This window comes from Pseudomonas sp. DF5 (assembly GCF_058148225.1).
Genome location: NZ_JBYVYM010000032.1, coordinates 38,136 through 51,374 on the forward strand (window position 1 = coordinate 38,136; position 13,239 = coordinate 51,374).

Genomic DNA, 13,239 nt, shown 5'->3' on the forward strand with positions numbered 1-13,239 from the left:
GACAGAGAGGACTTATGACTTCTACTACACAGCTCAAACCCACACTCGGCACCCTGCATCTATGGGGCATTGCCGTCGGCCTGGTGATTTCCGGCGAGTATTTCGGCTGGAGTTACGGCTGGGGCACCGCAGGCACTCTGGGTTTTCTCGTCACCGCATTGATGGTGGCGACGATGTACACCTGCTTCATCTTCAGTTTCACCGAATTGACCACCGCCATTCCCCACGCGGGCGGGCCGTTTGCCTACAGCCGCCGGGCCTTCGGCGAACGAGGCGGATTGATCGCCGGCATTGCCACCCTGATTGAGTTCGTCTTTGCACCACCGGCGATTGCCATGGCCATCGGTGCCTACCTCAACGTGCAATACCCGGAGCTGGACCCGAAGATCGCCGCCGTTGGCGCCTATTTCGTGTTCATGACCTTGAATATCCTCGGCGTCAGCATTGCGGCCACCTTCGAATTGGTGGTCACCGTACTCGCGGTCGCCGAATTGCTGGTGTTCATGGGCGTGGTCGCGCCAGGCTTCAGCTTCAGTAACTTCGTGCTCAACGGCTGGTCGGGCGCCAATGAATTCAGCATGGCCTCGATTCCCGGTATCTTTGCGGCCATCCCTTTCGCGATCTGGTTTTTCCTCGCCATTGAAGGCGCGGCCATGGCCGCTGAAGAAGCCAAAGACCCGAAACGCACGATTCCCAAGGCTTACGTCAGTGGCATTCTGACCCTGGTGTTCCTCGCCATCGGCGTGATGGTCATGGCCGGCGGTGTCGGGGATTGGCGCCAACTGTCGAACATCAACGATCCGCTGCCTCAGGCGATGAAAGCCGTGGTCGGTAATAACTCGAGCTGGATGCACATGCTGGTATGGATCGGCCTGTTCGGCCTGGTGGCGAGCTTCCACGGGATCATTCTGGGCTATTCGCGACAGTTCTTCGCCCTGGCTCGCGCCGGTTACCTGCCTGCTTCCCTCGCTAAATTGTCACGCTTCCAGACCCCGCACCGGGCGATTCTGGCGGGCGGCGTGATCGGCATCGCGGCGATCTACAGCGACGGCCTGGTCAACCTGCAAGGCATGACGCTGACGGCTGCAATGATCACCATGTCGGTATTCGGCGCGATTGTGATGTACATCATCAGTATGCTAAGCCTGTTCAAATTGCGTAAAACCGAGCCGAACCTGGAACGCACCTTCCGCGCGCCTGGCTACCCGATCGTACCGGGGATTGCGCTGTTCCTGGCGGTGGTGTGCCTGGTGGCGATGGCCTGGTTCAACGCGCTGATTGGCTGTGTGTTCCTTGGTTTCATGGTGGCCGGTTATCTGTATTTCCAACTGACCGCCAAGCAACGCGCCGATGCACCGGCGGATGCGATGCTCGAAGGTGTCTGAATTGCACCGGCGCCGGGCTGATTCCCGGCGCCTGCCATATTGAAGTGCACCAAACCCAATGTGGGAGCGGGCTTGCTCGCGAAAGCGGGGTGTCATTCAACATTGATGTCGACTGACAGTATGCCTTCGCGAGCAAGCCCGCCCCACAGAGGTCTGGCGGTGCATTTGAGATATTTATTGAATCAGGAGGACACCGTCCCATGGCCGTATTTGCCCATACCGTCGGCGCCCAGACCTATCGCTTCAGCAGCCTCAAGGACGTCATGGCCAAAGCCAGCCCCGCGCGCTCCGGGGACTTTCTGGCCGGCGTTGCCGCCCTTAACGATGGCGAGCGGGTGGCCGCCCAGATGGCCTTGGCCGACATTCCGCTGCCCCACTTCCTGGAGGAAGTGCTGATTCCCTACGAGGCCGATGAAGTCACCCGACTGATCATCGATACTCACGACAAACAGGCTTTTAAAGCGGTCAGCCACCTCACCGTCGGCGGTTTCCGCGACTGGCTGCTCAGCGAGGCCGCCGATGAACAGAGCCTGCGCACCCTCGCCCCCGGCCTGACCCCGGAAATGGTCGCCGCCGTATCGAAGATCATGCGTGTGCAGGATCTGGTGCTGGTGGCGCAGAAAATCCGCGTGGTCACCAAGTTCCGCGGCACCCTGGGCCTGCGCGGTCGGCTTTCGACGCGCCTGCAACCCAATCACCCCACCGACGAACCGGCCGGCATCGCCGCCAGCATTCTCGACGGCCTGCTGTACGGCAATGGTGACGCGATGATCGGCATCAACCCGGCTACCGACAGCATCGCTTCGATCTGCGCCATTCTGGAAATGCTCGACGCGATCATCCAGCGCTACGACATTCCGACACAGGCCTGCGTGCTGACCCACGTCACCACCTCCATCGAGGCCGTCAATCGCGGCGTTCCGCTGGACCTGGTGTTCCAGTCGATTGCCGGCACCGAAGCCGCCAATGCCAGTTTCGGTATCAACCTCAACGTCCTGCAGGAAGGCTATGACGCGGGTTTGAGTCTGAATCGCGGCACACTGGGCCAAAACCTGATGTATTTCGAGACAGGCCAAGGCAGTGCCTTGTCGGCCAACGCCCACCACGGCATCGATCAACAGACCTGTGAAACCCGCGCCTACGCCGTGGCGCGGCATTTCAAACCGTTTCTGGTGAACACCGTCGTAGGCTTCATCGGCCCGGAATACCTCTATAACGGTAAACAGATCATCCGCGCCGGCCTCGAAGACCACTTCTGCGGCAAGCTGCTGGGCGTGCCCATGGGTTGCGATATCTGTTACACCAACCATGCCGAAGCCGACCAGGACGACATGGACACCCTGCTGACCCTGCTGGGCGTGGCCGGGATCAACTTCATCATGGGCATCCCCGGCTCCGACGACATCATGCTCAATTACCAGACCACCTCGTTCCACGATGCCCTCTACGCCCGGCAAACCCTGGGCCTGAAACCGGCGCCGGAGTTTGAACAGTGGCTGGCGAACATGGGCATCTTCACCCAGGCGGACGGCAAAATTCACTTCGGCAACAGCCTGCCACCGGCGTTCCGCCAGGCATTGGCGCAACTGGGATGAGTGTTTATATGGATAAGCCCCCCGTCGATCCGCAAAATCCGTTGCTGGAACTGCGTCGCCTGACCCCGGCCCGCATTGCACTGGGTCGCACCGGCACCAGTATGCCGACCAGCGCGCAACTGGACTTCCAGTACGCCCATGCCCAGGCCCGGGATGCGGTGCACCTGCCTTTCGATCACTCGGCGCTCAGTTCGCAACTGACCGAGCGTGGGCGTGAGAGTTTGCTGCTGCACAGTGCCGCCACGGATCGGAACAGCTATTTGCAGCGCCCCGATTTGGGGCGCAAGTTGAGTGATGAGTCAGCGCAGACTCTGCGTGATTACGCGCAAGCCCATCCAGGCGGGGTGGATCTGGCTGTTGTGGTGGCCGATGGTCTCTCGGCACTGGCCGTGCATCGCCACACCTTGCCGTTTCTGGCACGCATGGAAGAACAGACCGCCATTGAAGACTGGTCCCTGTCGCCGGTGATTCTGGTGGAGCAAGGCCGGGTGGCGGTGGCCGACGAGATCGGCGAGCTGCTGGGCGCGAAAATGGTGGTCATTCTGATCGGCGAACGCCCTGGCTTGAGCTCGCCAGACAGCCTGGGGCTGTATTTCACCTATAATCCCAAGGTCGGACTGACGGATGCCTATCGAAACTGCATCTCGAATGTCCGGCTCGAAGGCTTGAGTTATGGCATGGCGGCACACCGTTTGCTGTATTTGATGCGCGAAGCCTGTCGGCGGCAGTTATCAGGGGTCAGTCTGAAGGACGAAGCCCAGGTTCAGACGCTGGAGTCGGACACAGGAGCAGGTTTGAAAGGTAATTTCCTACTCAGCCCGTCGGATGCCTGAACCGTTTCCGCATTGCGTTTCTATTCCGGTTTAAGGCAGGATCGATGCACGGCCGCCAAGGGTTTCCTATCGCCGTCACCATGTAAGACAGCCACTTGAAGACGAGACCTACCATGCGGATTATTCAAGCGACCCTCGAACACCTGGACCTGCTGACCCCGTTGTTCGTCAAATATCGCGAGTTTTACGGTTCCCTGCCGTATCCGGACTCGTCCCGAGCGTTCCTCGAAAAGCGCCTGCGGCGCAAAGAGTCGGTGATCTACCTGGCCCTGGCCGATGACGACAACAACAAACTGCTGGGTTTCTGTCAGTTGTACCCGAGCTTCTCGTCTCTTTCGCTCAAACGCGTATGGATCCTCAACGACATCTACGTCGCCGAAGACGCCCGACGCCAGTTGGTGGCCGACAACCTCATCCGCACCGCGAAGAAAATGGCCAAGGAAACCAATGCCGTGCGCATGCGCGTTTCCACCAGCAGCAACAACGAAGTCGCGCAGAAAACCTACGAATCCATCGGGTTCAGGGAAGACACCGAGTTCAAGAACTACGTGTTGCCGATCAGTGACGAACTTTAAGGCCCCCAAAAAGATCGCAGCCTTCTGTAGGCGCTACCGAAGGCTGCGATCTTTTCCGACAAACCTCGTAACACATCGACATTCCTCGCTACAAACTCGACGCGTTTTTCACTTTTCACCCCGTATAATGCCCACACCTCACGACTCGTAAGAAAAATCACACCCCGCTGTAGTCTTACGCGAAGCTATCCGCACAGGCCTGCTGAGTCGGGCCATCACCACAGGTGCTTTCCATGGATTTCAACCCGATCGACGTTATTCTGCATCTCGATGTTTACCTTGAGATGCTGGTGAACAACTACGGAGCATGGATCTACGCCATCCTGTTTATGGTGATCTTCTGCGAAACCGGACTGGTGGTGATGCCGTTCCTGCCGGGCGATTCCCTGCTGTTCATCGCAGGCGCCGTGGCGGCCGGTGGCGGCATGGATCCGGTACTGCTGGGCGGCCTGCTGATGCTGGCGGCGATCCTCGGCGACAGCACCAACTACGTGATCGGCCGCACCGTCGGCGAACGGCTGTTCAGTAACCCGAACTCGAAAATCTTCCGCCGCGACTACCTGCAACAAACCCACGATTTCTACGACAAACATGGCGGCAAAACCGTGACCCTGGCGCGTTTCATGCCAATCATCCGTACCTTTGCCCCGTTCGTCGCCGGCGTTGGCAAAATGCCTTACCCGCGTTTCTTTGCCTTCAGCGTTTTTGGCACCATCCTCTGGGTGGGTGGCCTGGTTACCCTCGGCTACTTCTTCGGCAACGTACCGTTCATCAAGAAAAACCTGTCGTTGCTGGTGGTGGGTATCATCCTGGTGTCGCTGCTACCGATGATCATCGGCGTGATCCGCAGCCGCCTCGCCAATGCCGCGTCCAAAGCTGAACCCCGCTGACTGACGATGTGGTCCCTTAGCGCCTGGCGACGCCGGCGCACCCTGGCCAGGCATCCGATTGCCGACGACATGTGGCAACGGGTGCGCCATCACCTGAGCTTCCTTGATGGCATCAGCGCAGCCGAAGACCAGTGGTTGCGCGAAGCCTGCGTGCTGTTCCTGCAAGACAAACACCTGACCGCCCTGCCCGGCGTCGAACTCCACCAGGAGCAGCGCCTGCTGCTCGCCGCCCAGGCCCAATTACCGCTCATGCATTTGGATGATCTGAACTGGTATCAGGGCTTTCACGAAGTCATCCTCTACCCCGACGACTTCCTCAGCCCCCAGCGCCATCGCGATGCCAGCGGCGTCGAACACGAATGGGATGGTGAACACAGCGGCGAAGCCTGGCAGCAAGGCCCGATCATCCTCGCCTGGCCCGGCGTGATGGCCAGCGGTGGCTGGGAAGGCTACAACCTGGTGATCCACGAACTCGCGCACAAGCTCGACATGCTCAACGGCAACGCCAATGGCCTGCCACCGCTGCACGCCGACATGCGCGTCAGCGACTGGGCCAAGGTCATGCAGGAAGCCTATGACGACCTCGACCGGCAACTGGAGCGCAACCCGGACGCTGAAACCGCCATCGACCCGTACGCCGCGGAAAACCCCGCCGAGTTCTTCGCGGTCACCAGCGAATACTTCTTCAGCGCCCCGGATTTGCTGCACGAGGCTTATCCACAGGTCTACGAGCAGTTGAGGCTGTTTTACCGGCAGGATCCCTTGGCAAGGCTTAGGCAACTTCAGGCCAATGATCCGGTCTATCAGGCTCACGACTAAGGTCTACACGACCTCTGGCACATAGCAACGGTGGCGGAATATGCCTATAATCGCCGCCACTTTTTGGTCAATCCGGCCAAGTGTTTTTGGTCAACTAACGGGGGCACCGCCCAATGAGCTACAGCAAGATTCCGGCTGGCAAAGACCTGCCGAACGACATCTACGTCGCGATCGAGATCCCGGCCAACCACGCGCCGATCAAATACGAAATCGACAAAGACAGCGATTGCCTGTTCGTTGACCGTTTCATGGCCACCCCAATGTTCTACCCGGCCAACTACGGTTACATCCCGAACACCCTGGCTGACGACGGCGATCCCCTCGACGTGCTGGTTGTGACCCCTTACCCGGTTGCTCCAGGCTCGGTGATCCGCGCGCGTCCAGTCGGCATCCTGAACATGACCGACGACGGCGGCGGCGATGCCAAAGTCATCGCAGTCCCACACGACAAGCTGTCCCAGCTGTACGTGGACGTGAAGGAATACACCGACCTGCCAGCCCTGCTGATCCAGCAGATCGAGCACTTCTTCGCGAACTACAAAGACCTCGAAAAAGGCAAATGGGTGAAAATCGAAGGCTGGGACGGCGCAGACGCTGCCCGCGCCGCGATCACCAAGTCGGTTGCCGCCTACAAAGGCTGAGAATCAGCAGCTAGCTTCTAGCCTCACGCTTCAAGAAAAACCCCGGTTGATCCGGGGTTTTTTGTGGGCGCTGGAAATACGCCCTTAACAACGCGTTTTGCGGCTTCCTGGCCTGGGTTTTTACCTGTTTAAATCTTACAAAATACGTCTTACATCCGGTCTTAAATTTCCCTCGAAATTTGAACGGGTCGTTTATTCAAAGCCCCATCCTGCGCCAGTAGACTCGTGTTTATGAAAAAGAACACTAGCGGCCCACGGTTTAGAGCGCTCCTCGAAGCGGCGAACATCACAACGACAGGATTCGCCGCTTTCTTCGACACGGAAGCGCAAAATATCCATAACTGGTACACCCGTGGTGTGCCCGCCTATCGCATGGAAGAGGTCTCCCGGTTACTGTCCGTCAACAGCGACTGGCTGAAAACCGGCGAAGGCCCGAAAGAGTCCTCGCGCCTGCGTGTGCTCGACGAGTCCGGCAACACCTTCGACGCCCAGGCCATCCGTGGCATCTACACGGTGATCGAGCCCATCGACGTCGAACTGCCCTTCTTCAAAGAAACTACCGTCGCCCCAGGCTCCAACAGAACCCACGTTGTCGAAGACCCAGGCCAATCGATCCGCCTGCCCCACAGCCACCTCGACTCCCTGGAAATCAAACATGCCAATGCCATCTGCACCCACATGATCGGTAACAGCATGGCCGAAAAGATTGAAGACGGTTCTACCCTCGCCATTGATCGCGGGCTTACGCAGATTATCGACGGCGAGATCTATGCAATCGAGCATGACGGCATGTTGCGGATCAAATACCTGCACCGGATGCCGGGGAATGCATTGCGGCTGCGCAGCCACAACCGTGCTGAGTATCCGGATGAAATCTTCAGTGCCGAGCAGATCGACAAGCAGAACATCAGGGTATTGGGGTGGGTGTTCTGGTGGTCGACACTCAACAAACGCAGACCGTCCATACCGTTCCTGTAAATACGAAGCCCTGTAGCAGCCTTCGGCAGCTGCTACGCCTCAGCGCAATCGCTCTATCCCGCACACCAAGCTGGGAATTCCTCAAAAAAATCAGTATGCTGCGCCCCACATTTGCGCATCGACCCTTTCCAAGGCTCAGATCGCACCGACAAGGCAGATCACTTTCTCGCCAAGTCCCACAGCCGGACGCAAGATCCGGGTGTACGTTTTGAAGGCTGGCGCGGTTTACCAAAAATAAACCAAGCCAGTCCCCGAGAAGCCGGCCACAAGCCGGCTTTTTAATGCCTGAAAGAAAGTCGCCTTTAGTGGTCCTCTGGAAAATCCCGCAGTGCAACCGATCTGGGTACTACGGAATTCTCTGTTCACTCTCCGTCAGCGCGCTCCATTTTTGTGGCTTTATGTGATAGCACACTAGAATCATGACGTACGTCCTACTCTCAAGGTCGCTGCTTACACGGACTAGGACTGAAGCCAGCGTAGACAGATGTGCAGGTCAAGGAGACCACCATGCCGGACGCCAGAAATATCAAGGAACAAAAGCTTCTCTACCACCTCACTTCGGTTGAAAATCTGGATGGCATTTTTCAGGAAGGCCTGAAACCTCGCGCCGATATCACTGATTTTAAAGACGTAGCAGACAGTGAAATCCTGAAAAAGCGTCAAGCCCTAAAACTTGACCGCTACGTACCCTTTCATTGGTTTGCTGCAAATCCATTTGATGGAAGCGTGCAGCGCCATAGACCCGATGCCAAATTTGTCCTGATCTCGGTTTACAGATCAATTGCGAAACAAAATGGCTGGAAAGTCATTCCGCGCCATCCACTGGCTAGTGATTCAATCCAGTTACTCGATTACGACGAGGGTTTCGAAGCCATCGAGTGGGAGGTCATGAATACCCGCGAATATCAGGACGCTCATTGCAAGAGTATCTGCATGGCCGAATGCCTAGCGCCTGGCGTTGTTAAACCCAACGTCTTCTTCAAAGTTTTCACTCCTAACGAGGAGGTTGAAGCACTCTGCGCGGCTAAAATGCGCGAGGCCGGTGTTACTGTACTCACCGGCGTGAATCAGAGAATGTTTTATCAATGAATTACAGCAGACTGAATCCAGAGAAGGCTCTGATCTGGCGTATCGTCCACCGCGATAACCTACCCTGGATTCTGGACAACGGTCTGCATTGCGCAAACTCGGACGTGCAGGCACCGCAGTACGTGAATATTGGCAATACCGAGTTGATCGACAAGCGCCGATCTCGCCCTGTGCTCATTGCTCCGGGAGGGGTGCTGGCCGACTACGTACCCTTCTATTTCACACCCTTCTCTGTAATGATGAAAAACATTCACTCCGGGTGGAGCGTTCAGCAGCGTAACAACGATGAAATCGTGATTCTCGTCTCCAGCCTGTACCGCGTCGAACAGCTTGGCCTACCGTTTGTCTTCACAAACGCACATGCCTACCCGGATTGGACAGACTATTACAGCGACCTGGCGAATCTCGGCGAGATTGATTGGTCTATCCTTCAACGACGCGACTTCAAACGTGATCCTGATGACCCTCGAAAAATGGAGCGTTATCAGGCCGAAGCGCTGATTCACCATCACCTACCGATTACAGGACTCCTGGGCATCATGTGCTACACCGATGCAATGAAAAAACGCATAGAACAAGACGTGGCCGCTAGAGGCTTGGCCTTGCCTGTTCATGCACGTCCGGGATGGTATTTCCAATGATCAGATTTACCCAAGGCAACCTTCTGGAAGCCAAAACCGAAGCCCTCGTCAACACGGTGAATACCGTGGGTGTGATGGGCAAAGGCATCGCGCTGATGTTCAAAGAGCGCTTCACAGAGAACTACCGTCTGTACTCGGCTGCCTGCAAGGCTGGCGAATTGGAGACAGGTAAAGTTCATGTGACTGCGGTCAACGAACTGGAAGGTCCACGCTGGATCGTAAACTTTCCTACCAAACGTCACTGGCGATCGCCGTCGCAGATGCCATGGATAACGGAAGGCTTACAGGATCTACGCCGCTTTTTAATTGAAAACCAAGTGAAGTCGGTGGCGGTTCCACCACTGGGTGCCGGTAACGGTGGTTTGAAATGGCCTGAGGTCCGCGAACAGATTGTTGCAGTCTTGAGTGATCTGGATGTAGATGTGCTGGTGTTCGAACCTTCCAATCAATATCTGAATGTCGCCAAACGTAGCGGAGTGGAGAAGCTCACGCCTGCTCGCGCACTCATTGCAGAATTGGTTCGACGCTACTGGGTTCTGGGCATGGAATGCAGTCTGCTTGAGATTCAGAAGCTGGCCTGGTTCCTTGAGCGCGCCATAGAAAAGTTACCAGACACCGAAAACCCGCTGAATCTCCAGTTTGTTGCTCATAAGTACGGGCCGTATGCCAATCGGTTGGAGCATCTGCTCAATAATCTTGATGGCAGCTATCTGCATTGCGACAAACGAATTAGTGATGCGGGTATCAGTGATGTGATTTGGTTCGATGAAGAACGCAAAGCCTTTTTGCAAACCTACCTCAAGACTGAGGCCAAGCACTTCTTGCCAGCCTTGGAGCGGACTGCCGAGCTAATCGACGGATTTGAATCGCCCTTCGGTATGGAATTGCTGGCTACGGTCGATTGGTTGCTGAGTCAGGAAGGAGTTTCCCCAACTGTGCCTGCTGTACGTGAAGCGCTGAGTCGTTGGGATGGCGGAGCCGGTGCAGCAGCTCGCAAAAGCAAACTGTTCGATGATCAGGCGCTTGATATCGCACTGAAACGTCTTACCTCCAGTAGTTTCAGGCCTGAAATGGCGGTCTGTTAACTTCTCCAGCGATCCTGCACACGTACCTATTTGTCGCAGCAGTGCTGCGACTTTTGTCTGCTCCTGGCAACAGGTCGAGCGTTAACCTATCGGAACCGGAAATTGTGTCAGCAGTGCTGTCACAAAAAGAGGCTTCCAGCTCTTTCATGGAGGCTCGAACCATCTGCTGATACTGAGTCAGCAGCCTGCTGACTAACTCTGCTCGCCTCACCCAGGCAATTGGGCAGCAAACTGCTGCCCAATTGAAATCGTCTCAGCAGTGCCGAGACGATTTCCCCTCACGGATAACTAAACCCCTTAACCAACGTCAACTCCCCCACCGCCCGCATCGGCACCAGGAACGTTTCCATTTTTTCATCAGGCGTCCCCTCCTCCGTAATCACCGTCACTTGCGCGGTGGTCAGCGGCTGGACCGCATCCTCCTGCCCTTCGTCATCACTGCGATACCCGCCGCCGTAGTAGTTCACGTACACCAGGTATTGCCCCTTGATTGGCGCCGGCATGGCGAAGATTTCCGGGCCGTAGCCGGTGGTCACGTCCACATCCAGCGCCGCACCATTGGGCGCGACACGGTCGCCGTACCAGATGTGTGCGCCATCGGGGGTTATGAGGTGCAAGTCCAGGTCCGTGCCGTCGCTGTCCCAGGCCAGCAGCACGCGCAATTTGGCTGGGGTGGCGCCGCCGTTGGCGTTGAGGAACTGCGTGCGGTGGCGTTGTTGGCCATCGGGGCTGCGGACTTCAACGCTGTTGCTGCCTTTGGGGAATGAGAACGGGCGGTCGAAGCGACCGGCGGGGTCAATTTTCAACGGCATGCTGACGCCGTTGACGATCAGCTTGCCGGGCTCATTGCTCTTGGGGGTGGATTGGATCTGGCCGGTAATGCGCGCCGTGTTGGCCTGGCCCACCGGGGTGTTGACCGACGAGGCCGGGTAATTGACCGTCTGACGAAAGCTTTCGCCTTCGCCTTCAGGGGCGCCGGTACGCCAGCCGCCAATGGGCGTATCAAGTTTGACGGCGGCAAATGTCGCTGGCAGTACGCAAAAAGCGCAAAGCAACAGCAAGACCTGTGGATAACGGAGTTTCATGGCCTATTCCAGCAAGAGGTGACGGGCGAGCCCTTCGATGTAGGTTTCATCCTGGCCGTTAGGGTGTGCTTCGAAGGCCAGGTGCAGGTATTCGTGGGTCAGGTCGAGGCGGTCTTGCAACGACAGCACGCCGCGTACGTAGATGCGCTGGCGTTCGCGGTCGACAAACGGACGACCAAAGGCCAGGCGGCAGACCGCAAAGGTGCTGACTTCGTTGTAGCCGACTTCGCTTTCGAGTCGTTGGCGCCAGCCGCGGCGCTGGTTTTGCAGCCAGTCTTGCGCGGCGGGCAGCGCTTCGCAGGAGGCGACCGGGTTGTCCCAGCGACTGAGGCTGGCGCGCGGGTAGGCATGCAGCAGGATGGCGTCGTAGCGTTGGCCGGCATTGGCTTGTTCGACGGCTTGCTGCCAGGAGAGTTTGTCCGGCCCCGGTTGGTCGGAGTGATAGGTGACGTTGCTGCCTGCGAGAACCAGATCGCTGGTCCACGCGGCGATATTGCGCGACTCAGTGGCGGCCGGACGTGGCGCGACGCGCTGTCGACTGCTGCTGTCATCGATGCTCAAGCAGTCGCCGTTGCGAGTAGCGTTTTGCAGCAGGTAGGTGCGGATCGCGACGGCCAAGGCTTTGGCCGCTTCGACGGGTTCAGGCCTGGCTTCGCGCTGCAGGACCCGGGCGACGTATTCTTCACGATCGAGGCGGGCGATGAGTTTGTCTTTGAGCAAGAACAACTCGCCGTCGCTGTGGATATCGAGTTGATTGCCGTTGGCGAACTCGACGCGGTAGTCGCCTTGCAAAGGGCCGGGCGCTACAACGCGATCCCCCGACAGCACGCGTTTCAGTGGATAACGCGCGAACAGGCCGACCTCAACGCACTTCCCTGCCTCGGCTGGCCATGACGAGGGCAGCACCGTCGCCAGCGACTGACCATAATGGCGCAACACCATTTGGCTGGTGCCGCGCCCACCGGCCCAGATCGGCGTGCCGTCTACCGTCCAGCCCGCGAATCCGCCTTGGCGCGACGAAGGATCCTGATCCCCCAGCCAGCTCCAGGTTTTCACCCGCAACCGACCACCGAGTTCACCCACGACATTGCCATCCGCGGCATTGAGCACCACATCGAGCAACACCCTTCGCGCCTGATCCTGCGCCGGCAGCACGGCCAACACCTTCAACAACTCCGCCACCGGAACCCGGGTCTGCGGTTGCAACGACGGCAAATCCAGCAACCATTTCGGCGCTTGTCTGGCCTGCCAATACTCGCGCCACTGTGCGCCGGCAATGCCCAGGCGCGCAGGCTCAAAGTACAAGCCGCAAGACTTCACCAACGCCTGATCACGCCCGATCGTGCCGCCCGCCGTGCAGCAATAAACTTCTTCCTTCGATTGCCCGCGACATTCATAAGCGGGCTCGCGCGCGCCGGTGTCCACCAGCCAACCGTAGACAAACAGCTTCCACAAGCTGCCCAACGGCGTCTGCAAATCATCAGGCAATGGCTCACGCGAGATCACCTGAGTCTGGCTCAACGCAAGCAGCTCACCCTTGAAACCCAGGCGCAGCGGCTCGTCCTGCGCTGTCGCCAGCGCAGGGATCAAACACAGCAACCACCAGACCAGACGCCGGGTCAT

The 13,239-nt window shown here is 57.9% G+C and carries 13 protein-coding genes; 11 read left to right on the top strand and 2 right to left on the bottom strand.

The window, feature by feature from the left end; all coding sequences use genetic code 11:
- Nucleotides 1-14 precede the first annotated feature (14 nt).
- The 11 genes from eat (at nt 15) to darG (ending at nt 10,531) form a co-directional block, all read left to right on the top strand.
- Complete coding sequence (eat, locus tag AC30D7_RS24810) at nt 15-1,385, top strand: ethanolamine permease (RefSeq protein WP_019581359.1); 1,371 nt, start codon at nt 15-17, stop codon at nt 1,383-1,385.
- A gap of 200 nt (nt 1,386-1,585) precedes the next feature.
- Nucleotides 1,586-2,980 (top strand): ethanolamine ammonia-lyase subunit EutB, encoded by a 1,395-nt coding sequence (locus AC30D7_RS24815; RefSeq protein ID WP_490135850.1) that lies wholly within the window; start codon nt 1,586-1,588, stop codon nt 2,978-2,980.
- Nucleotides 2,981-2,988: 8 nt separating this feature from the next.
- Complete coding sequence (eutC, locus tag AC30D7_RS24820; RefSeq protein ID WP_490135851.1) at nt 2,989-3,813, top strand: ethanolamine ammonia-lyase subunit EutC; 825 nt, start codon at nt 2,989-2,991, stop codon at nt 3,811-3,813.
- 113 nt (nt 3,814-3,926) lie between these two features.
- Nucleotides 3,927-4,388: a GNAT family N-acetyltransferase gene (locus tag AC30D7_RS24825; RefSeq protein WP_018925733.1), complete on the top strand. Its 462-nt coding sequence runs from the start codon at nt 3,927-3,929 to the stop codon at nt 4,386-4,388.
- 233 nt (nt 4,389-4,621) lie between these two features.
- Nucleotides 4,622-5,278, top strand: coding sequence for a DedA family protein (locus AC30D7_RS24830; RefSeq protein WP_019650877.1), 657 nt, complete (start codon nt 4,622-4,624; stop codon nt 5,276-5,278).
- A 6-nt stretch (nt 5,279-5,284) separates the two neighbouring features.
- Nucleotides 5,285-6,097 carry a M90 family metallopeptidase gene (locus tag AC30D7_RS24835; protein ID WP_490135852.1) on the top strand — a complete coding sequence of 271 codons (813 nt, stop codon included), beginning with the start codon at nt 5,285-5,287 and terminating at the stop codon, nt 6,095-6,097.
- Nucleotides 6,098-6,210: 113 nt separating this feature from the next.
- Nucleotides 6,211-6,738 carry an inorganic diphosphatase gene (gene ppa / locus AC30D7_RS24840; RefSeq protein WP_007933577.1) on the top strand — a complete coding sequence of 176 codons (528 nt, stop codon included), beginning with the start codon at nt 6,211-6,213 and terminating at the stop codon, nt 6,736-6,738.
- 231 nt (nt 6,739-6,969) lie between these two features.
- Complete coding sequence (locus AC30D7_RS24845) at nt 6,970-7,716, top strand: S24 family peptidase (protein ID WP_490135853.1); 747 nt, start codon at nt 6,970-6,972, stop codon at nt 7,714-7,716.
- A 507-nt stretch (nt 7,717-8,223) separates the two neighbouring features.
- Nucleotides 8,224-8,805 (top strand): DarT ssDNA thymidine ADP-ribosyltransferase family protein, encoded by a 582-nt coding sequence (locus AC30D7_RS24850; RefSeq protein ID WP_018925709.1) that lies wholly within the window; start codon nt 8,224-8,226, stop codon nt 8,803-8,805.
- Entirely contained in the window at nt 8,802-9,446 is a 645-nt protein-coding gene (darT, locus tag AC30D7_RS24855; protein ID WP_490135854.1) for a type II toxin-antitoxin system toxin DNA ADP-ribosyl transferase DarT, read from the top strand. Before AC30D7_RS24850 ends, darT begins: the two co-directional genes overlap by 4 nt.
- Nucleotides 9,443-10,531: a type II toxin-antitoxin system antitoxin DNA ADP-ribosyl glycohydrolase DarG gene (gene darG / locus AC30D7_RS24860; protein ID WP_490135855.1), complete on the top strand. Its 1,089-nt coding sequence runs from the start codon at nt 9,443-9,445 to the stop codon at nt 10,529-10,531. The genes darT and darG overlap by 4 nt, the downstream gene beginning before the upstream one ends.
- A gap of 278 nt (nt 10,532-10,809) precedes the next feature.
- Here darG and AC30D7_RS24865 read toward each other — a convergent pair whose 3' ends face one another.
- Both AC30D7_RS24865 and AC30D7_RS24870 read right to left on the bottom strand, forming a co-directional pair.
- Nucleotides 10,810-11,616 (bottom strand): YfaP family protein, encoded by an 807-nt coding sequence (locus tag AC30D7_RS24865; protein WP_230173066.1) that lies wholly within the window; start codon nt 11,614-11,616, stop codon nt 10,810-10,812.
- A gap of 3 nt (nt 11,617-11,619) precedes the next feature.
- The gene (locus AC30D7_RS24870) at nt 11,620-13,239 is read right to left on the bottom strand and encodes a DUF2300 domain-containing protein (protein ID WP_490135856.1); all 1,620 of its coding nucleotides are present in this window, start codon (nt 13,237-13,239) and stop codon (nt 11,620-11,622) included.